This is a genomic window from Nonomuraea sp. NPDC046570 (genome assembly GCF_040645915.1).
GTDB lineage: Bacteria > Actinomycetota > Actinomycetes > Streptosporangiales > Streptosporangiaceae > Nonomuraea.
In genome coordinates this window covers 78,729-99,985 of sequence record NZ_JBEYZF010000016.1, presented here as the reverse complement: position 1 = coordinate 99,985, position 21,257 = coordinate 78,729, and the positions used below count along the sequence as shown (strand labels likewise).

Below are 21,257 nucleotides of genomic sequence, written 5' to 3'. Positions count from 1 at the left end.
CAAAAAGATAGGCCCACGCAAAAGGGGAGCATCATGTTCGAGCACGTGAAGGCGTTCAGCGGGTTCTCCGTGGACGACATCCCGAAGGCGAGGCGGTTCTACGGCGAGACGCTCGGGCTGAAGGTGACCGAGGAGTACGGCATGCTGACGCTGCATCTCGCCGGCGACCGGCCGACGCTGGTGTATCCGAAGAACGACCACACGCCGGCGACGTTCACGATCCTGAACTTCCCGGTCGACGACATCGACGCCGCCGTGGACGAGCTGGCCTCGCGCGGGGTCGCCTTCGAGAGCTACCCCGTCACCGACGACAGGGGGATCGCCCGGGGGCAGGGTCCCGCCATCGCCTGGTTCAAGGATCCCGCGGGGAACATCCTGTCGGTACTCCAGGAGAACGCCTAGTCCCGTACGGACAGGCCCATCGAGCGGGCCGTACCGGCGATGATCTTCTCTGCCTGGTCCAGGTCGGTGGTGTTCAGGTCGGGGAGTTTGGCCAGGGCGACCTCGCGGAGCTGCTCCTTGGTGATCCAACCGCCGTTCTCGTGACCGGGGCGGGGGCTGCCGCCGGACAGGCCGGTGACGTGGCGGATCAGCGAGGCGGTGGTGGGCTGCTTGGTGACGACCTCGAAGGAGCGGTCCTCGAACAGGGTGAGGACGGCGGGGACCACGAAGCCGCGCCTGTCCTGGGTCAGCGCGTTGTACCGCCTGCAGAACTCCATGAGGTTGACGCCGAGCGGCCCCAGCTCCTTGCCGACGTCCGCCGGGCCAGCTTCGCCCGCCCGGAGATGCAGAGTGACTGTCTTGTTCTTCGCCATGGCGGGTACGCTAAAGTCTCCCGTAACTGGAGACTCAAGTGGATTATTCGATCGGCCGACTCGCCAAGCTCACCGGGCTGCCGGTGAAGACGATCCGCTTCTACTCCGACGCCGGCGTGCTGCCCGAGCCCGCGCGCACGGCTGCGGGCTATCGCGTGTACGGCGACGAGCACCGCGTCCACCTGGAGCTGGTGCGCACCCTGCGGGAGATCGGCGTCGACCTGGCCACGATCCGCTCACTCGGCCGGCGCCCGCTCAAAGAGGTGCTCGACCTGCACCTCCAAGCGGTCGAGACGCAGATCGCGGCGCTCGGCCGTACCCGAGCGGTACTGCGGGCCACCCTGGAGAAGGACGGGCCCGCCGAAGAGGACCTGGGCAGGCTGCACGCCCTGGGCAGGCTCGGCGCGGCCGAGATGGAGAAACTGCTCAACTCGTTCGTGGACGAGGTCGGCGGCGACATCCCCGCCCGCCTGGAATGGCTGCGCTCGTTGCGGGCCTGCCTGGTGCCCTCGCTGCCGGCCGAACCCACGATCGCGCAGCTCGACGCGTGGCTGGAGCTCACCGAACTGCTCGCCGACGAGGACTACCGCGAGCGGCTGCGCTCACAGAGCGAGGACTTCTGGCAGGACGCCGACCACGACGCGTGGCGGAAAGGGCAGCCTGAGGTGATGCGCCTGGCGCTGGACGCCTCCCGCTCCGGCATCGCCCCTGGCACGCCCGAAGCCTCCCGGGTACTCGACCGCGTGCTGGCCCTGACCGGGCAGAGCCGGGCCGAACTGCTACGGGCCTTCGAGGAGCACGACCCAAGGGCGAGCCGCCACTGGGAGCTCGTCGCGATCATCAACGACACGCCGCTCCCCCGGGAACCCGCCGAGGCGTACGGCTGGCTGGAAGCGACGGTGCGTCACCCGTCGTCGCGTATTGTGTGCGAATGAAGCGAGTCGCCGTCCTAGGATTCCTGGCCGTCGCCCTCACCGCATGCAGCGGACCTGCGGCGACGTCCACTTCAAGCCCATCCGCCGCCCCTCCCACCGCAACGCCCGAGCCCACGGCCACACCGTCTCCGGCAGGGCCGCCGAAGTTCACCGCCAAGGTGTCCAAGGTCGGGCGGGACCGCCTGCCGTACTCGTGGCGGCCCGGCTGCCCGGTGCCGTACCAGGACCTGCGGTTGATCACGATGACGTTCTGGGGGTTCGACAAGAAGGCGCACACCGGGGAGATGGTGGTGCGCAAGACGGTGACCGACGACGTGGTCACCGTGTTCGAGAAGCTGTACGACTGGCGGTTCCCGATCAAGCGGATGGAGCTGGTCGACGTCTTCAAGGGCGACGACTACGACTCGATCGACGCGAACAACACCTCGGCGTTCAACTGCCGCCCGGCCACCGGCTCCAGCAACTGGTCGAACCACGCCTACGGCGAGGCCATCGACCTCAACCCCCTCCAGAACCCGTACGTGACAGCCGGCGGAGGCACCGCCCACAAGAACGCCCGCGCGTACACGACCCGCCCCCTGCACAAGCCAGGCGTGATCAACCCCGGCGACCGGGTGGTGAAGGCATTCGCCAACGTGGGCTGGGAATGGGGCGGCTACTGGACCGGCACCAAGGACTACCAGCACTTCAGCAAGGGCGGCGGCTGAGAACTGGACCGCCATTGCGGAATCGCGCCTGACCTAATGAAGTGCTCGCCCAGGGCACAACGAGGGCATATGAGGCTGTGAGACGGCCCGAAACGTTGAGAAGTGATGAGAGGCAAAAGAGCACTCCACCATCACGCCTACAGCCCCGTAATACTGCGCGTGTTATTCATTTACAGACCCTTGGCTTCTGAGGACGCAGGGTGGGGTATGCCGTTCCCCATGGGGCAATCTTGGGCCCGGGGAGGAGATCAGCTATGTACGCAATGGTACGGCGATACGAGGGGGTATCCGATCCCGCCGAGGCGGGACGCCAAGTGAGTGAGGGGTTCGTGCCGCTCATCCGCCAGGTCCCCGGGTTCGTGGCTTACTACTGGGTCGACGCTGGGGATGGGGTGATGGTTTCCACCAGCGTCTTTGAAGATCAAGCTGGGGCCGAAGAATCCACCAAAAGGGCTGCGGACTTCGTGAGGGAGAATCTTGCCTCCCTGCTTCCGAACCCTCCTCAGGTCACTGCCGGCGAGGTCGTAGCGTCCGGGTAGTGGCTATCTGTCACCCGATAGCGCCGGTGGGTACGACTTTCCGGCCGAGGCTGCTCTCGACGGCCTACGGCTCGCCTCGCCTGCCATTCCGGCCTCCACGGGTTGGGCAACATCGTTCTTGCCCCTTTATGCCCGTCCGTGCGAATCAGCGCGATCACAAGCCAAACCACAATACCCAGCACACCATAAGTCATTCCGTCCCCCTTTTTGATGTGGCCTCGGTCGTTCTTACTCCGAAGCCGTTTGCTGGGCGGTGTGAAGTTTCGGTACTGCCAGGCGTGCCGCCTTCCTGCTCAGGCCGGGATCGAATGTCGCGAAGAATCCGCTACTCAACAGCAGGGTGACGGTGTTCTTGGCTCTGATGAGCACGACGTCCACCGCGTGGATCGGCTCGGGGTTCGCCTCGGGGAGCGTCTTGCTGTACCTGATGCCGTACGCCCAGTTCCCGATCTTGCCGACGGAGAGCTTCTTGATGGTCTCCTCGGTCTCATCGGTACTGGCGTCCACCCCGGCGCAGTCGCGCACCATGACCTTGCCCACCGTCTGCCAGCGGGCCAGCTCGGCGAGCGTGCCGCTGACGGCGAACTGCCTGACGCCCGACGGCTTCCCTTCCTCGTCGATGAAGACCGCCGCCTTGCTTCTGAGGAGGGGTTTCAGCGCCTTGATGGCTTTCGCGCACTTCTTGGTGTGGGCCGACTCGGCGTCCAGCGATTCGCGGTTGCGCTTCGTGTTGGGGACATAACCCTCACCAAGGTCCTCGGGGGCGAGGAGGGCCTCGCGTAGCTGGGCCGGAGTGAGGGGTTTGACGGGGGCGGCGGCCGCGGCGGGTACGGCGGAGCCCAGCAAGACGGCGGCGGCGAGGCCACCTAAGATCGCGGAACGCATGGAACGGCATCCTAGGGTTCCGATGTTCGCCAGGCGGGCATTTACCGCCCATAGTCCAAAATCATTACAAATCCGGATGACCTCTCGCTAAACTCCCGCCCATGAAGAAGATGATCTTTGCTGCGGCGGCGTCAGCGGTGGCCGCCATGACGATCGTGATCACCCCTGTAACCGCCAGCGCGGAACCCTGGCCCACCAGCTGCAAGAGTGGCATCGGCTACGGCGCCAGGTACGCCTGGGCCCGGTGCACGGGTGGCGCCGGGTATGTGCGAGCCTTCGCGACGTGCTCCAACGGATCAGCCAAGACGAAGGTGACCGGCCCGTGGAAGTGGGTCGTGGGCGGCGACCCGGTGAACAACGTGTCCAACGCCTACTGCCCCTCCACCCACAAGACGGCCGTCGGCCACAGCTACGACATCAAGCAGTGAAAGAGAGAGGCCCCGCCGCGGGGCGGGGCCTCTCCTCATGAAGATCACTGCGTCGTGCTGGGCATGCGTTTCATGTGCCGGAGCCTGAGCCGGGCCGCGGGGCGTACCGGTTCCAGGACGATGTGGCGGGCGTCGCTGGGCACGTGGCGTAGGTCGTGGGTGATGAGGATCGTGGTGCGTCCGGCCATCAGGCGCTGCAACGGCTCCATGATGCGGGCGGCCGTCTCCTCGTCCAGACCGGTCATCGGCTCGTCGAGGACCAGGACGGGCGCGTCGCGCAGGATCGCGCGGGCGATGGCGATCCGCTGCCGCTGCCCGCCGGACACCAGCCGCCCCCGCTGCCCGAGCGGCGTCTCGTAGCGCTGCGGCAGCGAGTTGATGAACTCGTGCACGTCCGCCAGTACGGCTGCCCGCACCACGTCGTCGAGTGACGCGTCCGGCCGCCCGTAGGCGATGTTCTCCCTGACGGTCCCGGAGAACAGCAGGCTCTCCTGGTGCAGCAGGGTGATGTTCTCGCGCAGCGACTCGCGCGTCAGTTCCCGGATGTCGGTGCCGTCGAGCAGAACGGCCCCGTTGCTCGGGTCGTAGAACCGCAGCAGAAGCTTGGCCAGTGTGGACTTTCCCGCGCCACTCGGCCCGGTGCAGACCACGAGTTCGCCGGGTTCGACGGCGAACGACAGGTTCTGCAACGTCGGCCGCCGCCGCTTCGGGTAGCTGAAGCTGACGTGTGAGAACTCCAGCCGGCCCGCGCTGCGTCCGGCGAGCGGAACGGCGTCGGGGCGGTCGGTGACGCCGGGCTTGGTGTCGAGGATCTCCATGACTCGGTCGGCTCCGGCGGCCGCCTCGGAGACGGTGAGCGCGATCTCGCCGAGGCTCCGTACGTTCGGGTAGAGGTAGGCGAGGTAGACCGCGAAGGCGAGCAGGCCACCGATGGTGAGCCGCCCGGCGGCGATCTCCCAGGCGCCGAAGCCGATGATGATGATCAGGCAGATGGTCTCCAGGACCTGGACGACGGGACCGTACATGGAGGACAGCCAAGCCTGTGTCAGGTTGGCCTTCAGCCAGTTGCGCCCTTCCCTGTGCAGGTGGCCGGCCTCGGTCTCCTGCCGGTTGTAGGCCTGCACCAGCGCCTGGTTGGACAGGCTCTCCTCGATGACGCTGTTCATGGAGCCGTTGGTGTTGCGCTCGCGCGCGGAGGCGACCCTGAACCTCGTGGCGAACAGCTTGGAGGCCAGCAGGAAGACGGGCACCAGCGCCATCGTGATCAGCGCCAGGTCCCAGCGAATATAGAAGGCCGCGCCCGCGAAGAAGACCACGCTGGCGACGGTCGTGAACGCCTTGACCAGGCCGGAGCCGACCAGCTCCTCGATGGCCTGGATGTCGTCGGTCAGCCGGGCCATCAGGTCGCCCAGCTTGCGGTTCTCGAAGAAGTCAGGTGTGAGCCTCTGGACCTGTTCGTACACCCGGTCGCGCAGCCTCAGCAGGAAACGTTCGCCGCCGTAGGCTGTGATGTAGGAGCTCGCGAAGGTGACCGCGCCGGCGACCACGGCGAGGGCGAGCCAGGCGAATGCGGGCGTCCAGAACGCCCCCAGGTCCTGCTGGCTGAGCACCTCGTCGGTGATATGTCCGAACAGCGCGATGCCGGCGACCTCGCAAAGAGCGGCGATGATGGCGAGCACGACGCCGGCGACGAACAGCTTGCGCAGGCCACGCGTGTACGGCCAGAACTCTCTGAAGGTCTTACGGAGGGGAACGCTCGGCGCAAGCGCCGAGCGTCCACCCCGAGCGGTGAATGAGAGCCGATGGGATGCAAGATCCCGTCGGCTCTCACCGACTCTTTTTACCACCACCACCGCCGACGCCGCCAGAAGCCGCCGCCCCCGCCGCAGCCACAGCCACGACGACGTCTCCACCAACAGCCAGCAGGGTGTGCCGGGTAGAGCTGAGTGAGATTCATGTCTCTCCCTTCTGAGCCCGTACTTACTACGAGCTCTGCTACCAATCAGGACGCTAGCACCGAAACAAGCACAAAGCACTAATTGTCGAGCTTATTGAAGATGTCTTGACAAATGCCGTTTTCGGAGATCACCTGTCGCATGCAGATAAACTGACGACAAATTCTCGACCCCACATCCAAAACAGAGTCTGACCTGCATGTATGGCCTAGCAAGGTCGCTCTGTGCGACACCAAGAACATCGCAAGCGAACTTTATTTCATTGCATGCACATATAGCCTCAACTCGAAACAGCCAGAGGCTCGTATTTATCGGGCAATTAGCGCCGTAGCAGGCCCCTCCGGGATGCGCGAGGATTGACGGCATGGCGGCTAAGGATGGCGACGGATGGGCCGAGTGCGCGCGCGGACACCGGCACTGGGGCGTGCACGGGGCATCGGGACTGCTCGCCGTACACCATGACGAGCGGGGCACCGCCCGCGTGCTGATGCAGGAGCGCGCGGTGTGGAGTCACCACGGCGGCACCTGGGGCCTGCCGGGCGGGGCGCGCGACAGTCACGAGGACGCCGTCGCCGGCGCGCTCAGGGAGGCCCACGAGGAGGCCACGGTCGACGGCGCGAAGCTCGACGTCACCGGCGTGTACCTCGACGACCACGGCGGCTGGACGTTCGAGACCGTGATCGCCGAGGCGGCCGAGCTGCTCGACGTGGTCCCGGCCAACGCCGAGAGCTCCGACCTGCGCTGGCTGACCCTCGACGAGATCCCCGAGCTGAAGCTGCACCCGGGCTTCGCCGAGACCTGGGGCGAGGTCCAGCTCGCGCTCAGCCCGGCCACGCTGGTCCTCGACATGGCCAACATCGTCGGCGCCAGGGCCGAGCACGGCTGGTGGAAGGACCGCGCCGGGGCCAACGCGAAGCTGCTGCGCGAGGTCGCGGGCCGGAGCTTCAGGCACCCGATCCTGGCCCGGTGGCACCCGAAGGTGGTCGCCGTCGTCGAGGGCGCGGCCAGGACGGCCACCGCACCCGACAGGGTCACCGTGGCGCAGGCCGTACACAGCGGCGACGACACGATCGTGGAGGTGGTACGGCAGGCGAAGCCGTGGGAGACCGTCCTGGTCATCACCGCCGACCGGGGGCTGCGCGAACGGGTGACCGGGCTGGGCGCGGCCGTGAGCGGGCCGAGGTGGCTACTCGACCAGCTGTGAGTCGATGGGGAAGGCGGCGATCAACCCGGTGACGTCGAGCACCCGGCGCAGCACGCCGTGCACCCCGCTCAGCCGCAGCGCACCGCCACGCTCCCGGACCAGCCGCTGGTGCTCCAGCAGCACCCACAGCCCGCTGGAATCGCAGAAGGCCAGCCGCTTCGTATCCACGACCACGGTGTCGCACCCGTCGTTCGCCAGGTCGATCAGCCGCTGTTTCAGCAAGGGCGCGGTGATCTTGTCCAGGTCACCGTTCAGCCGCACCACCGCGGTGCCCGCGGCGCGCTCAACCTCGACGCTGAGATCCGACAACGGGGTACGCCTCCCGCCCTAGCAGCCTTCCACCGAAGGTACACCTCCGCCGCGATCGGCGGGATTCGCCGCCAACCGCTATCGTGGTGTCCGCACCGGGAGGGTTCGCATAGTGGACGAGTGCAGCCGCCTTGAAAGCGGCCAGGTCAGCGATGGCCTCGTGGGTTCGAATCCCACACCCTCCGCCTAGAGCGGGTTGCCCGCGAAGCCGTCGCCGACACAGGCGGCCAACTGGAGATACGACTCCCTGGTCGCCTCCTGCAACCGGTCCAGGTCGATCTCCGCCCCCTCCTCCAGATGCGGGTCGTACGGCACCCGGATCACCGCCCGGCACCTGGCCGCGAAGTGCGCCTCCAGCTTCCTGATGTCCACCGCCGACTTCGACCGGGGCCGCACGCTGCACAGCACCACGGTCGCCTCCCTGACCAGGTCGCCGTAGTGGTGCGCCTCCAGCCAGTCGAGCGTCGCCGAGGCCGCCCGCGCCCCGTCCACCGAGGGCGAGCTGACCAGCACGATCTGGTCGGCCAGGCCGAGCACGCCGGACATCGCCGAGTGCAGCAGCCCGGTACCGCAGTCGGTGATGCAGATGGAGTAGAAGTTCTCCAGCGTCTGCGCGACCGACTGGTAGTCCGACGCGCTGAACGCCTCGGACACCGACGGATCCCGGTCGGAGGCCAGCACCTCGAGGCGCGAGGCCGCCTGCGAGGTGAAGGCCCTGATGTCGACGTACCGCTTGACCTGGTCGCGCTCGTTGAGGAGGTCGCGCACGGTCGCCGAGGTCTCCAGCTCCAGCTTGTCCGAGAGCGTTCCACGATCGGGGTTGGCGTCCACCGCGATCACCCGGTCACCACGCACCTGCGCGAGCGTCGCACCGAGCCCGACCGTCGTCGTGGTCTTGCCGACCCCGCCCTTGAGGCTGAGCACGGCCACCCGGTGGTGCCCCGTGGCCACGGGCGTGCGCGCCCGCGCCATCAGCTCGCGGCGGCGGCGCAGGTCGGCGGGCTCGCCCGGCTTGATCCAGCCGGCCGACGCCTTGTACACGATCCGGCGCCAGCCCTTCGACGGCGCGTTGCGCCGCCCGCGCAGCAGCGACTCGGGATCGAGGCTCTCGGCGGTGGGCTTGGCGCCGACGGCCGGGCGCGGCGGCGCGTTGAACACCGGCACCGGCGCCTGCTGCCTCCGCCTCGGCTGGTACGGCTCCGCCTCGCGCACCTCCGCGCGCCGCACGATCTCGGCGCTCTGCACGACCTCCACCCGCGGCTCGACCTGTGGCTGAACCTGCGGCCCGGCCTCGGGCTCCGGGGTGAGCCGCACCGGCGGCCGGGGCCACTCCAGGTTGAACCTGGTCTCCACCTCGTCCTCGGCGGGCTCCGGCTCCTCCTGAGGGTCCTCGGAGGGCGGCGACCACGCGGGCGGGATCGCCCAGGCGGGATCGGTCCGGTCGGCCTCCGCGACCTCCCTGGGCGGCGGCGGGTCGAACAGGCTGCGCTCGGGCTTGCTCTCCGGCGCCTTCTCGGCCGCGCCGAAGGCGCCCATCGAGTAGTCGGTGTCATCCGGCCTGGGCAGCGGCTTCAGCGGCGCGAGGAAGGCGTCGTTCTCCTTGCCCAGACTCGCCGGCGGTACGACGAAGGCCGTCGGCTGGTCCACCTCGGCGGGAGGTTCGCGCCACTCCTCCGGCTCCGCCTCCTCGGCGGGCGGCTCCTGGGCGGCGGCTTCGCCGTACACCGAATCGACCGCGGCGCGGAACAGCGGCGGCGTCGGGGTGTCGTGCTCGGCGGGCACGGACAGCCACGGGTCTTTCGGGTACGGCGAAGAGACGGACTCGTCGGCCGCGCTGACGGTGGCACTCACCGTCACGGGGGCTTCGTCCGTCTCCTTGATGGCGTCGAGCCAGGCAAGCTGTTCCTCGAGAGATTCTTCTCGATCGTGTCTTGCCACCGTGTTCCCCCTCGGGGTGGACGTAAAGGGGCAGCAAACACCATGCAGATTAACGCCCCGTGTTCCGTTGAACGCGGGCAACCCACAACTTCCCCACCCCACTACGGTGGACCACATGCGAGCGATTGTCATCACCGAGCCTGGGGGACCCGAGGTTCTGGAGTGGCGCGAGGTGCCCGAACCGCGTCCTGAGCGGGGCGAAGTGCTCATCGAGGTGATCGCCTCCGCGGTCAACCGGGCCGACGTGATGCAGCGACTGGGGCGCTACGAGCCGCCGCCCGGGTCCCCGCCGTACCCCGGGCTGGAGTGCTCGGGGGTGATCGTCGAGGTCGGCTCGGATGTGCCGGGGTTCAAGGTCGGCGACGAGGTGTGCGCGCTGCTCGGCGGCGGCGGGTACGCCGAGCGGGTGGCGGTGCCGTGGGAGCAGGTGCTGCCCCTGCCGGAGAACGTGTCGGCGGTCGAGGCGGCGGGGCTGCCCGAGGTGGCGTGCACGGTCTGGTCCAACGTGTTCATGACGGCCCGGCTCAGGCGCGGCGAGACGCTGCTCGTGCATGGCGGCGCGAGCGGGATCGGCACGATGGCGATCCAGCTCGCCAAGGCGTTCGGCTCGCGGGTGGCGGTGACGGCGGGATCGGCGGAGAAGCTGGAGCGGTGCCGGGAGCTGGGCGCCGACGAGCTGGTCAACTACCGCGAGGAGGACTTCGCCGAGCGGGTCGAGGCCGATGTGATTCTCGACATCATGGGCGCCAAGTATCTGCCGGGTAACGTCCGCGCGCTGCGCACCGGCGGCCGGCTCGTCATCATCGGCCTGCAGGGCGGCGTGAAGGGCGAGCTGGACCTGCGGGCGCTGCTGAACAAGCGGGCCGCCGTGCACGGCACCACGCTGCGCTCGCGACCCACGGCGGAGAAGGGCGTCATCGTTCGCGGGGTGGTGGAGAATGTGTGGCCGCTGGTCAGCGCGGGAGTGGTGCGGCCCGTGGTGCACGCGGAGGTGCCGATGACCGAAGCCGCGGAAGCTCACCGGATGCTTGACTCGGGGGAACACGTCGGGAAGATCCTGCTAGTACGGTGATGAGTATGAATGCTGAGGAGAACACCCCCCACGTCGTGGTGGTGGGCCCCGAGGGTTTCAGCACCCAGGGCGATAGCGGTGAGCACCAGGACGAGCGGTCGATCACCAACCTCGTCGAGCAGCCGGCCAAGGTGATGCGCATCGGCAGCATGATCCGCCAGTTGCTGGAGGAGGTGCGGGCCGCCCCCCTTGACGACGCCAGCCGCAAGCGCCTGAAGGAGATACACGAGTCCTCCATCAAGGAGCTGGAGGACGGCCTGGCGCCGGAGCTGGTCGACGAGCTGGAGCGGCTGTCGCTGCCGTTCACCGACGACAACGGCAACCCGCCCAGCGACGCCGAGCTGCGCATCGCGCACGCTCAGCTGGTGGGTTGGCTCGAAGGATTGTTCCACGGCATCCAGACGACGCTGTTCGCCCAGCAGATGGCGGCACGCGCCCAACTGGAGCAGATGCGCAAGGCGCTGCCGGGCGGCTCGCACGAGGGCAACAGACCCGGCGGCGCGGGCCCCTACCTGTAACGCTCCTCGATCACCTGAGCCACCCCGTCGTCGTCGTTGGCCGCGGTCACATGGTCGACGGCGGCCAACACGGCAGGGTGCGCGTTGGCGACCGCGTAGGACGTACCTGCCCAGCTCAGCATGGGCAGGTCGTTCGGCATGTCACCGAACGCGATCGTCTCGAACGGTTCGACGCGCAGCCGTCCGGCGAGCGTGGCCAGGGCCGTGGCCTTGGTGACCCCTTGGGCGCTCATCTCGACGAGCGCCGTGCCGCTGGAGTGCGTGGCGGTCACCAGGTGCCCCACCACCTCGTGCACACACGCGTGGAACTGGTCGGGATCCATCCGCGGATGCCGCGCGAGCAGTTTCGCGCAAGGCCGGGAGGTCAGCATCGCCGCGCCCAAATCGGACTCATGCGCAAAACCGCCCACATACTCCACAGAGAATGCGAGTTCGGGCACGTTCGCTCGAAGCTGAGCGACGACTTCGGCCAGGACTTCGGGGTCGATGAGGTGAGACTCCACTATCTGTTCGGTGCGCAGGTCGTAGAGCAACGCGCCATTGGCGCATATGGCCAGGCCACGGTGTCGTACGGCGCCCGCGACGTCGCTCATCCACCGCGGCGGGCGGCCGGTGACGAACACGAGCGTGGCTCCGGCTTCCTCGATCCGGGCGAAAGCCGCGGCTGTACGGGTGGAAACCGTTCCGTCGGAGTGGAGCGCGGTTCCATCAAGGTCGGTGGCTACCAGACGGGGCGCGTGGTGCTTGTGCATAACACGTTCCAGTTTGCACGCTGATGCCGCTTGGCAGAAATCTTCCTACCGAGGGAACACCAACGCGGCAGAATGGTGTTAGATGTGATGGCGTTGTATTAGCTGATCCCGTAGTGAAAACCAGCATGACTTTGTCTGAGCTTCCCTGGGGTAACCGCTGTACGACACACCGGGATTCGCGAGGTGCGGGTCCCATAGATTCACATCCTGAGGGAGAGCTTTTATGGCTCAGGGAACCGTCAAGTGGTTCAACGCTGAGAAGGGCTTCGGCTTCATCGCCCCGGACGGCGGTGCGCCGGACGTGTTCGTGCACTTCTCCGAGATCGTCGGCAACGGCTACCGCAGCCTTGAAGACGGCCAGCGGGTCGAGTTCGAGATCACGCAGGGCCAGAAGGGGCCGCAGGCCTCACAGGTCCGTGCCATCTGACCTGTAGTAACGAGACAGGGCGGGGCTCGCTTCCAGCGGGTTCCGCCCTCTCGTACGTCCAGGCCCTCCTCGGTAGACCAGCCCGCAGGAGCGGGTTCATGAGAAACCAACCGGCTCGCGAAGCACACCACCTGCTCGCCCGCCGCCAGTCCGCGTAGGCGCCCGGCGAATCCCCGTTTCCCGGCCCTGAGAGCCGCCCCCAGCGCCTCACCTAGCTCAACCGCACCTGGGATGCCCGCATTCGTTCCCTGGCCCCCTGCAGAGCTGTGGACGCTCGCGGCGTCACCGCCCAGGATCACCTCGGTCTGGGCATGCCAGGACTCCTCGCCGTCCATAGAGCGGTGAGGAGACCCGCACGAGACCCCTACTTGACCGGCTCCAGCACGTCGAGCCCGACATAGGGGCGCAGTGCCTGCGGCACCACGACCGAGCCATCGGCCTGCTGGTGGTTCTCCAGGATGGCGACGATCCACCGGGTGGTGGCCAGCGTGCCGTTCAGCGTCGCGAGGTGCTGCGGCTTGCCGTCCTTGTCCCGGTAGCGGACCGCGAGCCTGCGAGCCTGGAACTCGGTGCAGTTGGAGGTCGAGCTGAGCTCGCGATAGCGGCCCTGGGTGGGAATCCACGCCTCGCAGTCGAACTTGCGCGCCGCCGAGGTGCCCAGATCGCCCGCCGCCGTGTCGATGATGCGGTACGGCACCTCGATCTTGGCCAGCATCTCCTTCTCCCAGGCGAGCAGGCGCTGGTGCTCCTCGCGCGCCTCCTCCGGACGGCAGTAGGAGAACATCTCCACCTTGTCGAACTGGTGGACGCGGATGATGCCCCTGGTGTCCTTGCCGTACGAGCCGGCCTCGCGGCGGAAGCACGACGACCAGCCGGCGTACCGGATCGGCAGCGAGGCGCCGTCCAGGATCTCGTCGGCGTGGTACCCGGCCAGCGACACCTCCGAGGTGCCGACCAGGTAGAGGTCGTCCTCGGGCAGGTGGTAGATCTCCTTGTCGTGGGCCACGTGGAAGCCGGTGCCCTGCATCGTCTCCGGCTTCACCAGCACCGGCGTGATCATCGGGATGAAGCCCGCCTCGATCGCCTGCTGCATGGCCATGTTGAGCAGCCCGAGCTGCAGCCTGGCGCCGACGCCGCGCAGGAAGAAGAAACGCGAACCGGAGACCTTGGCGCCGCGCTCCATGTCGATGGCGCCCAGCAGCTCGCCCAGCTCCAGGTGGTCCTTCGGCTCGAAATCGAAGACCCGCTTCTCGCCGACCTCCTCCAGGACGACATAGTCGTCCTCGCCGCCGTGCGGGGCGTCCTCGTCGACCAGGTTGGGCACGGCCTCCAGCACCGCTTCGAGCTCGGCGGCCAGCTTCTCGGCCTCGACCTCGGCGGTCTTGACCTGGGTGGAGAGCTCCTTGGCGCGCTGCAGCAGCGCCGCCTTCTCCTCGCCCTGCGCCCTGGACACCGTCTTGCCCAGGGACTTCTGCTCGGCCCGCAGCGACTCGAACGAGGTCAGCGCACTTCGGCGACGCTCATCGAGGTCGAGCAGCGTGTCGACGACAGAGTCGTCCGCACCGCGGGCACGCTGCGACGCCCGTAGCCGGTCGGGATCCTCACGAAGGGTACGCAGGTCAATCACAAGGAAGAGGCTACCGGCGCTGGACTCCCGCCCGCGCGCGGATTAAACCTGCCCGGCCCTGATTCGGGTCAGCCAGCCGTCGGCCTCGGCGAACTCGGCGTCCGCCGTACCCCTCTTGATCTGCGGTGCCACGCCGTCGTGGCGGCGGTAGCTGCCGAGGAAGCGCACCTCGCCGCAGATGCGGTGCAGGCCCGAGATGGCCTCGCCGACGCGCGCGTCGGCGACGTGGCCCTCGAAGTCGAAGTGGAAGAAGTAGCGGCCGATGCCGTCGCCGGTGGGGCGCGACTCGATGCGGGTCAGGTTGACGCCGCGCACCGAGAACTCCGTCAGCATCTCCAGCAGCGCGCCCGGGTGGTCGTCGGCCAGGAAAACGACGAGCGTGGTGCGGTCCGAACCGGTCGGCTCGGGTAGCGCGCCGGGACGGCTCACCTTCACGAACCTGGTCATCGTGTCGGACCTGTCGCCGATGTTCGAGGCGACCTCGATCAGCCCGTAGTGCTCGCCCGCGATGCGCGCGGCGATGGCCGCGTCGTACGGCGAGCCCGGCAGCGCCACCTCCTGCGCCGCGGCGGCCGTGGACGGCGCCGAGACCACCACCGCGTCGGGCAGCTCACGGGCGATGAACGCGCGGCACTGCGTGATGGCCGCCGGGTGGGTGAAGACCCGCTTGATGTGCACGAGCTCGGTGTCCGGCCTGGCCAGCAGCGAGAACCGGACCGGCAGCAGCAGCTCGGCGGTGATCAGCAGCGGGTCGCCCCAGGCGAACTCGTCCAGCGTGGAGGCGATCCCGCCTTCCAGGGAGTTTTCCAGCGGGACCACGGCGCGGTCGGCCTCGCCGTTCCTGACGGCGTTGAGCGCGGCCGGCACGTTGGCGCACGGCAGGCGCTCGGCGTCGGGCTCCAGGATTCGCAGGGCCTCTTCGGTGAAGGTGCCCTCCGGTCCGAGATAGGCGAGTCTGGGCATGACTCCAGAGTATCCGCAGGTTGTCGTGCAGAGTGTGATTTCTTACCGTCTCGCCGGCTGCGGCGCGATCTCGGGGCCGAGCCCCAGCCGCGCGGCGCGTACGGCCTGCTCCTCCTCCGGCGCGAGCGGCTGCCCGCCCCTGCCCCCGACCACCGGGCGGATATAGGTGCGCGTCTCCGACCGCCCGTTGATCGAGGTCAGCACGATGCCGTCACCCAGCCCGTTGATCATCGCGACCGAGAACGACAGCCGCCCCGTCATCTCCTCCAGCGCGTCGTACCGGCACACCGCCACGTCCCTGATCGCCCGCAGATCGCCCGCGTTGCCGACCTGCCTGGCCAGCATCTGCCGGCACTCGTCGACGGCCGCCCTGGCCTGCCGGAGCGCCAGGTACCCGATCACGACACCGCTGACCCCGGCCACGGCTCCGACGACCACCCATAAAGTAACCAGCACGACACCGAGGGTAATCGCTCCGTCAGGAGATCGGGACGGGTTTCTCCCGCCGCCGCGGCAGCCAGACGCCCAGCAGCCAGACCAGGACCAGTGCGCCCAGGCCGTATCCGTTCTGCACGATCTTTCCCACCACCGGGCTGATCACCGGTATCTCGGCCGCCTTGATCGTCACGCCCCACCAGGGGATCGGCACCACGTAGTAGAGCCAGACGCCGCCCGCGACCCACAGCCTCACCCGGTCCCGCCCGTCGCCGACGAGCGCGCCCAGCACGACCACCACCCAGGCCAGGTGGTGGATCCAGGCCACCGGCGAGAGCAGCACGGCCATCAGGCCGACCAGGGCGGTGGCGGTGATCGGATCCTGTGCCCTGAACGCCTGCCGGGCCCAGCGGAAGCCGTACCAGGCCACCACCGCGACCAGCGCGATCCAGATCAGCGACGTGAGCGTGTCGGGGAGGTACAGCCTGATCAGCATGCCGCGCAACGACTGGTTCGTGGTGGCGGCGTTTCTGCCCAGGCGTTCCGGGTCCAGCAGGGCCGAGAACCAGAAGTCGGCCGCGTCCCGTGGGATGACCCCGAACGGGAGCAGCGTCAGCAGGGTGGCCGTGAACACCGCCATGAACAGCGCCTTGCGCTGCCGTACGTCGTCACGAGCGGTGATCAGCAGGTAGATGAGGAAGACGCCCGGCGTGAGCTTGACCGCCGTGGCCAGGCCGATCAGGAAACCGCGCGGCCACCACGGCTTCTTCGCCACGCAGTCGGCCAGGCAGAGCGCGACCAGCAGGATGTCGACCTGACCGAACCTCACCTGGTCGCGAATCGGCATCAGGTACGTACACGCCACCATGGCGACCGCGAACACCAGCGGCATCCACTGCCCCGCCCGCCCCAGCGCCGCACGGAACGAGTACCCGACGGTGACCGCGAGCGCCGCGAAGATCCCCACCGTCCACACCCACTGCGCCCCCTCCCACGACAACCACGCCAGAGGTACGGCCAGCAGCGCCGCGATCGGCGGGTAGGTGAAGGGGAGCAGTTGGGGGGCCGGGGTGAAGAAGTCGTAGACCGGAGCGCCGTCGAGCACCATCCGCCCGCCGGTGCGGTAGACGTCGAGGTCGACGAGCCGCTGATCGTCGGGATTCGTCAGCCAGTACCGCACCAGCGGGACCGCCGCCACCACCACGACCAGCACCGCAACCGGCCACACCCACCAATGACGCCTGATCGAGGACACCTCACCACCTGTCACGGTGAGGCACGTTACCGTGGCTCCAGTCGTTCGAGGGCGCTGACACCGGGGGTTCCACTATGCCGCACACCACACCCATGCCCCCTGCACGAAAGCCCCCACACCACCGCATCCGCACCACAGCCCTCCTCACCCTCACCACCCTCCTAACCACCCTCACCGGCACAGCCACAGCCACCTCCCAGGTACGCCCGCCGCAAGCCAGCCTCACCCCTGCCGCCCCCCGGGCACTCTCCCCACAAGCCGACGTCCCTGCCGCGCACGCGGGCGTCCTAGATCCGCGCCTCGCGTCATACAAGGCCGGGCGGCGAAGCGGTGACCTCCCTGCGACGCGGCCGGCCCAGCGGGTGGCAATCATCGGAGTTCCCGGTCTGGAGTGGAGCGACCTCGACCAGGCCCGCACCCCCAACCTGTGGAAACTCGTCGGCCGAGGCGCGTCCGCGTCGCTGTCCACCCGAGCGGTGCCGCCCCCGGACCGCGGGATCACCTGCCCGATCGCCGGCTGGCTCACCGTCTCGGCCGGCCAACGCGCCGGCACCGCGGGCACGGGCTGCGCCCTCCCCCCGGCCCCGCAGACCTCCGGCACGGGCGCCACCGTCCCCGGCTGGTCCGACCTCGTGACCTTCCAAACCACCACCGGGTACGGCGCGCAAATCGGCACCCTGGGCCAGCTCGTCACCGACGCAGGCGGAAAGGTAGCGGCGATCGGCCCTGGAGCAGCCCTCGCCGCGGCCAACAAGTCCGGAAATATCACCACATACGCAGACGCGCCGGAGTCTGTAGCCGACCTGGCCTCGTACCACCTCATCGTCCTCGAAGCCGACCAGTTGGCGACCGCCTGGACCAGTGCGCCCCTCTCCGGCGACGGGTTCCCGATCCCCCTCACGACCGAGGCCCGGCAGACCGCCGTCACCCAGGCCGACCAGCGCATCGGCGCCTTGCTGAACCGCCTCCCCGCTGACACGACCGTCCTGCTCGGAGGCGTGTCGGACACCAGCATCGCCGCCCACCTCCACGTGGCGATCGCCGACGGCCCCTCCACCACCGGCGAGCCGTACCGGCACGGCTTTCTCACCGCGACCTCCACCCGCCAGGACGCCCTGGTCACCATCACCGACCTCACCGCCACAGCGATCAGCCTCCTCGGCCTGGACGCCCCCAACGGCGTAGTCGGCCGCCCCTGGCAAAGCGGCGGCCAGGCCCCTCCCTCCACCACGGACCTGGTGAACGAACTCGCCGACGAGGACCTCGCCAGCCAGGTCCTACGCGAGGTCCGCGGCCCCTTCTTCGCCGTGTTCGTCGCAGTCCAGGTCCTCTTCTACGCCCTAGCCGCCCTAGCCCTCCGCCGCCGCCGCCGCTCCCCCACCGTCTCCGGCACCACCTCCCCCACAGACGAGATGAACGTCCCAGGCACCCCCGCGCTCGGCGACAACACCTCAGCCGCAGGGCAGACCTCACCCTCAGACGACGGCACAAAGCTCAAGAGCGACGCCGCGACCACAGACGCCTCACGGCACCCAGCACCCGCTGACGACGGCACAGGACTCAAGAAAGACACCACCATCGCAGACGCCACGTCGGCCGTAGGTCGGCGGCATGGTCGCGGGGAGGCGGGAAGCGACGCGGCGACGTCGCGGGTGCTCATGGCGGTGCAGGCCGTGGCCGTGCTCAGTGGGGCGATCGCCGTGTCCACCTTCCTGGCGCAGCTCGTGCCCTGGTGGAGCCTGCCCGCGCCGATGTTCGCGCTGATCGGCACCATCGTCGGCTTCGCCGGACTGATCACGGGGCTCGCGTTCGCGGGGCCGTGGCGCGCGCACGTGCTCGGACCACTCACCGTCGTCGCGGGCGTCACCTCGGTCGCGCTGCTCATCGACGTGATGACCGGCTCGACCCTGCAGGTGAACGCGGTCACCGGCTACGAGCCCGTCACCGGCGGCCGCTTCTACGGCTTCAGCAACATCGCCTTCGCCGTGTACGCCACGGGCACCATCCTGGCCCTGGCCGGAGTCGCCCACTGGTTGCTCGGCCGGGGTACGCCGCGAATCGTGGCGGTGGCGGCGTGCGCGGTGTACGGCGGGTTCGCGGTCTTCGCCGACGGCTGGCCCGCCTGGGGAGCCGACTTCGGTGGCGTCCCCGCGTTCGTGATCGGCCTGGCGGTGTTCCTCATCCTGCTGTCGGGCCGCAAGGTCTCGGTGGTCAAGCTCCTCCTGGTCGGCCTGGCAGGTGCGGCCCTCATCGGCGCCATCGCCGTGTTCGACTGGCTGCGCCCGGCAGCACAGCGCACCCATCTCGGCACGTTCGTCCAGCAGATCATCGACGGCCAGGCGTGGACCGTGATCGGCCGCAAGTTCAGCTCCATGATCGGCATCACCGTGGGGAACTGGCAACTCACCCTGCTCTCCCTGGTCGCCCTGGCCTTCCTGTTCCTGGTGCTGGACCGCCCGTCACGGTGGGGAGCCTCGGCACTCGGCCGCGCCTACACCTTCGCCCCTCCCCTGCGCGCAGGCCTGTTCGGCGCGCTGACGTGCGCCTTCGTCGGGTTCCTCGTGAACGACTCCGGCATCGCCATCCCCGCCATGGCGCTCACCGTCGCCGTACCGCTCACCCTGGCCGCGTGCGTCCGCGCCCTCCAGCTCTCCAGGCCCACCACCACAGAGCCGCAGTCAGCAGCAGCAACGCCCACGGAGCCACCTGCTTCCTGACCACGTCCAGCATCCAGCCGAGATCCTCGGGCTGATCGGCGACCCTGGCGGGCAGGTAGGCCAGCGACAACACGATCAGATGCCCAGCCAGGAAGAGATCAACACCGCTGGCCGCAACCATCGCCAGCAACGCGAAGGCCAGCCCGTCATACCAAGGCAGGATGTACGGCGTAGCGAACAGATAAGCGACCACGACCACGGCCCCTACCTCAGGCGCCCCCAACCCGGACACCTTCACCCCAGGCGCCCCCAACCCGGACGCCCCCACCTCGGGATCGAAAACCTGATCCCCCTTCCCGGGTCTCCGCTGGGCCCAAGCCGTTCTCGACGCGAGGCGGAACAACCCCCAGGCCAGGAGCACGATCACCAGCAGGGCGCCGATCTGGATCTCACCCCGGTAGGCTCCCGAGCCGATGATCGACTGGAACCACCCCTGCACGAGCTTCCAGAACGAGGCGAACGAGATCGACTTGCTGGCGCGGCTCACTTGGTCGAAGACGTTGGGCCCGGCCAGGACGTACCCCACAGCCACGACGGCCAGCGCGACCCCCGCCGTGACGGCGAGGCGGGCAGGCTTGCGGCGTAGTTCCCAGGCGTGGCCGAGGGCCACCAGGCCCGCGTTGACTTTGATCGCGACGCCGAGCCCGAGCAGGAGCCCGGACCCGGCCGGGCGTCCACGGGCCAGCAGGGCGGCGACCATGCAGGCGATCGCCAGCGTGTCCACGTGCATGCCGGCGACCAGTTGGTAGAGCAGCAGCGGGTTGGCCGTCCACAGCAGCGCGGCGCGGAGGCGCAGAGCGGGACTGTCCCGGGTGAGCCGATCGAGCAATAGGGCGGTGAGGATGAAGGCGGCGGAGTTGACCAACGCCAGCACGAAGATCGTCAGGCGGACGGAGTCGCCGCCGATCCAGGCGGCCAGCGCCTGCACGGCCGTCGCGACCGGACCGTAGACGCTCGGCTCCTCCCGCCACGGAACCTCGACTGCATCCGCGACGGGATCGCCGGGGAGGTCGACGGCGCCATGCGCGTACGGGTCGACGTCGAGCATGACCATGCGGCCGTATGCGGCGTAGTTGAGGTGGTCGGCCGACCCTGACGGTGGCAGGAACGCCAGCACCCCGGCCGCGACACACCCCACCAGCACGAGAACCCTCGCCAGCGAGGACACCGAAACGCCCGCCGCCTGGGTCTCGCCCCGACTCGGTGCGGTTCCTGAAGACGCTGTGGACGACCAGGTCGTGTGCCAGGCGAGCAGACCGCCGAGGAGCCCCAGGCCGCCGAACACAATGGCTGCCGCCGCCAGGGCGATGACCAGGTGAGGGGCCGGATGGAGGGCCAGCGAATAGGGGGGTTGCCACGATGGGCCGTCAAGGGCGGGGACCATCGCCGACGGGCCCATGAGACCGATGGCGATCGTGAGAAGCACGGACAGAACGATCGCCGCCACGGCCCCCTTGGCCAGGAGGTGGTGCCGGTGGTCAGTCCTGGTGGACGTCTCCGAAGTCACCCGCAAATTCCAGCACATCATCCACAGCAGTCAGGCCGAGCCCCAAGGCCTCTATGGATAACCTCCACTAGTTATCCACAGGCGCCGTTGCGGCGGCCCGCCAGACGCTCCCGAGGAGCGTCCCTTGGACGGAGAGGACCACGCGCCTGCGGAGGCGGTCTCGTTGGCGTGCCGTAGCCGAAGGCACAGGCCGGCGCGAGGGCGGCGCGCGGTAGCCGAAAGCACGGGCCGACGCGAGGCGGCGCGCCAACACGCGTTGGCACACCGCA

The 21,257-nt window shown here is 68.6% G+C and carries 22 protein-coding genes and 1 tRNA gene; 11 read left to right on the top strand and 12 right to left on the bottom strand.

What is annotated here, in order from left to right; genetic code table 11:
* The first annotated feature begins 33 nt into the window (after window positions 1–33).
* Window positions 34–402 (top strand): VOC family protein, encoded by a 369-nt coding sequence (locus tag ABZ911_RS24705; protein ID WP_358060179.1) that lies wholly within the window; start codon window positions 34–36, stop codon window positions 400–402.
* On the opposite strand, the gene rplK is transcribed toward ABZ911_RS24705, so the two are convergent.
* Window positions 399–815: a 50S ribosomal protein L11 gene (gene rplK / locus ABZ911_RS24700; protein WP_358060176.1), complete on the bottom strand. Its 417-nt coding sequence runs from the start codon at window positions 813–815 to the stop codon at window positions 399–401. The two genes, ABZ911_RS24705 and rplK, sit on opposite strands and share 4 nt — an antisense overlap.
* Before the next feature lie 38 nt (window positions 816–853).
* Here rplK and ABZ911_RS24695 point away from each other — a divergent pair, with 38 nt between their 5' ends.
* The 3 genes from ABZ911_RS24695 (at window position 854) to ABZ911_RS24685 (ending at window position 2,996) form a co-directional block, all read left to right on the top strand.
* Window positions 854–1,750, top strand: coding sequence for a MerR family transcriptional regulator (locus ABZ911_RS24695; protein WP_358060173.1), 897 nt, complete (start codon window positions 854–856; stop codon window positions 1,748–1,750).
* Window positions 1,747–2,457: a M15 family metallopeptidase gene (locus ABZ911_RS24690; protein ID WP_358060170.1), complete on the top strand. Its 711-nt coding sequence runs from the start codon at window positions 1,747–1,749 to the stop codon at window positions 2,455–2,457. The genes ABZ911_RS24695 and ABZ911_RS24690 overlap by 4 nt, the downstream gene beginning before the upstream one ends.
* A gap of 254 nt (window positions 2,458–2,711) precedes the next feature.
* Window positions 2,712–2,996: a hypothetical protein gene (locus ABZ911_RS24685; RefSeq protein ID WP_358060167.1), complete on the top strand. Its 285-nt coding sequence runs from the start codon at window positions 2,712–2,714 to the stop codon at window positions 2,994–2,996.
* A 228-nt stretch (window positions 2,997–3,224) separates the two neighbouring features.
* Here the strand turns inward: ABZ911_RS24685 and ABZ911_RS24680 are convergent, their stop codons facing one another.
* Window positions 3,225–3,881, bottom strand: a complete 657-nt coding sequence (locus ABZ911_RS24680; protein WP_358060164.1) for a hypothetical protein — start codon at window positions 3,879–3,881, stop codon at window positions 3,225–3,227.
* A gap of 101 nt (window positions 3,882–3,982) precedes the next feature.
* Here ABZ911_RS24680 and ABZ911_RS24675 point away from each other — a divergent pair, with 101 nt between their 5' ends.
* Window positions 3,983–4,309, top strand: coding sequence for a hypothetical protein (locus tag ABZ911_RS24675; protein ID WP_358060161.1), 327 nt, complete (start codon window positions 3,983–3,985; stop codon window positions 4,307–4,309).
* A gap of 44 nt (window positions 4,310–4,353) precedes the next feature.
* On the opposite strand, the gene ABZ911_RS24670 is transcribed toward ABZ911_RS24675, so the two are convergent.
* Window positions 4,354–5,988, bottom strand: a complete 1,635-nt coding sequence (locus tag ABZ911_RS24670) for an ABC transporter ATP-binding protein (protein WP_358060158.1) — start codon at window positions 5,986–5,988, stop codon at window positions 4,354–4,356.
* Window positions 5,989–6,628: 640 nt separating this feature from the next.
* On the opposite strand from ABZ911_RS24670, the gene ABZ911_RS24665 reads away from it, so the two are divergent.
* The gene (locus tag ABZ911_RS24665) at window positions 6,629–7,468 is read left to right on the top strand and encodes an NUDIX hydrolase (protein WP_358060155.1); all 840 of its coding nucleotides are present in this window, start codon (window positions 6,629–6,631) and stop codon (window positions 7,466–7,468) included.
* On the opposite strand, the gene ABZ911_RS24660 is transcribed toward ABZ911_RS24665, so the two are convergent.
* The gene (locus ABZ911_RS24660) at window positions 7,451–7,777 is read right to left on the bottom strand and encodes an STAS domain-containing protein (RefSeq protein ID WP_358060153.1); all 327 of its coding nucleotides are present in this window, start codon (window positions 7,775–7,777) and stop codon (window positions 7,451–7,453) included. The genes ABZ911_RS24665 and ABZ911_RS24660 overlap by 18 nt on opposite strands.
* Window positions 7,778–7,875: 98 nt before the next feature.
* Here ABZ911_RS24660 and ABZ911_RS24655 point away from each other — a divergent pair.
* Window positions 7,876–7,962: transfer RNA gene (locus ABZ911_RS24655), tRNA-Ser, on the top strand.
* Between the two features lies 1 nt (window position 7,963).
* On the opposite strand, the gene ABZ911_RS24650 is transcribed toward ABZ911_RS24655, so the two are convergent.
* Entirely contained in the window at window positions 7,964–9,715 is a 1,752-nt protein-coding gene (locus ABZ911_RS24650; protein WP_358060150.1) for an AAA family ATPase, read from the bottom strand.
* 115 nt (window positions 9,716–9,830) lie between these two features.
* Here ABZ911_RS24650 and ABZ911_RS24645 point away from each other — a divergent pair, with 115 nt between their 5' ends.
* Together ABZ911_RS24645 and ABZ911_RS24640 are read left to right on the top strand one after the other, a co-directional pair.
* Window positions 9,831–10,787: an NAD(P)H-quinone oxidoreductase gene (locus ABZ911_RS24645; protein WP_358060147.1), complete on the top strand. Its 957-nt coding sequence runs from the start codon at window positions 9,831–9,833 to the stop codon at window positions 10,785–10,787.
* A 5-nt stretch (window positions 10,788–10,792) separates the two neighbouring features.
* Entirely contained in the window at window positions 10,793–11,305 is a 513-nt protein-coding gene (locus ABZ911_RS24640; RefSeq protein WP_358060144.1) for a bacterial proteasome activator family protein, read from the top strand.
* On the opposite strand, the gene ABZ911_RS24635 is transcribed toward ABZ911_RS24640, so the two are convergent.
* Window positions 11,296–12,057: an HAD family hydrolase gene (locus tag ABZ911_RS24635; protein WP_358060141.1), complete on the bottom strand. Its 762-nt coding sequence runs from the start codon at window positions 12,055–12,057 to the stop codon at window positions 11,296–11,298. The genes ABZ911_RS24640 and ABZ911_RS24635 overlap by 10 nt on opposite strands.
* A 223-nt stretch (window positions 12,058–12,280) precedes the next feature.
* Here ABZ911_RS24635 and ABZ911_RS24630 point away from each other — a divergent pair, with 223 nt between their 5' ends.
* Window positions 12,281–12,484 carry a cold-shock protein gene (locus ABZ911_RS24630; RefSeq protein WP_043619750.1) on the top strand — a complete coding sequence of 68 codons (204 nt, stop codon included), beginning with the start codon at window positions 12,281–12,283 and terminating at the stop codon, window positions 12,482–12,484.
* Here ABZ911_RS24630 and ABZ911_RS24625 read toward each other — a convergent pair.
* The 5 genes from ABZ911_RS24625 to ABZ911_RS24605 are packed head-to-tail and all read right to left on the bottom strand — an operon-like array spanning window position 12,394 to window position 16,737.
* The gene (locus ABZ911_RS24625; protein WP_358060138.1) at window positions 12,394–12,819 is read right to left on the bottom strand and encodes an FAD-dependent monooxygenase; all 426 of its coding nucleotides are present in this window, start codon (window positions 12,817–12,819) and stop codon (window positions 12,394–12,396) included. The genes ABZ911_RS24630 and ABZ911_RS24625 overlap by 91 nt on opposite strands.
* 29 nt (window positions 12,820–12,848) lie before the next feature.
* Window positions 12,849–14,111, bottom strand: coding sequence for a serine--tRNA ligase (gene serS / locus ABZ911_RS24620; RefSeq protein WP_358060135.1), 1,263 nt, complete (start codon window positions 14,109–14,111; stop codon window positions 12,849–12,851).
* A 42-nt stretch (window positions 14,112–14,153) separates the two neighbouring features.
* Window positions 14,154–15,074, bottom strand: a complete 921-nt coding sequence (pheA, locus tag ABZ911_RS24615) for a prephenate dehydratase (RefSeq protein ID WP_358060132.1) — start codon at window positions 15,072–15,074, stop codon at window positions 14,154–14,156.
* A 42-nt stretch (window positions 15,075–15,116) separates the two neighbouring features.
* Complete coding sequence (locus tag ABZ911_RS24610) at window positions 15,117–15,530, bottom strand: DUF4446 family protein (RefSeq protein ID WP_358060129.1); 414 nt, start codon at window positions 15,528–15,530, stop codon at window positions 15,117–15,119.
* Between the two features lie 22 nt (window positions 15,531–15,552).
* Complete coding sequence (locus ABZ911_RS24605) at window positions 15,553–16,737, bottom strand: glycosyltransferase 87 family protein (protein ID WP_358060126.1); 1,185 nt, start codon at window positions 16,735–16,737, stop codon at window positions 15,553–15,555.
* Between the two features lie 389 nt (window positions 16,738–17,126).
* Here ABZ911_RS24605 and ABZ911_RS24600 point away from each other — a divergent pair, with 389 nt between their 5' ends.
* Window positions 17,127–19,481: a hypothetical protein gene (locus ABZ911_RS24600; RefSeq protein ID WP_358060123.1), complete on the top strand. Its 2,355-nt coding sequence runs from the start codon at window positions 17,127–17,129 to the stop codon at window positions 19,479–19,481.
* On the opposite strand, the gene mptB is transcribed toward ABZ911_RS24600, so the two are convergent.
* Entirely contained in the window at window positions 19,381–20,988 is a 1,608-nt protein-coding gene (mptB, locus tag ABZ911_RS24595) for a polyprenol phosphomannose-dependent alpha 1,6 mannosyltransferase MptB (protein WP_358060120.1), read from the bottom strand. The genes ABZ911_RS24600 and mptB overlap by 101 nt on opposite strands.
* Window positions 20,989–21,257 lie beyond the last annotated feature (269 nt).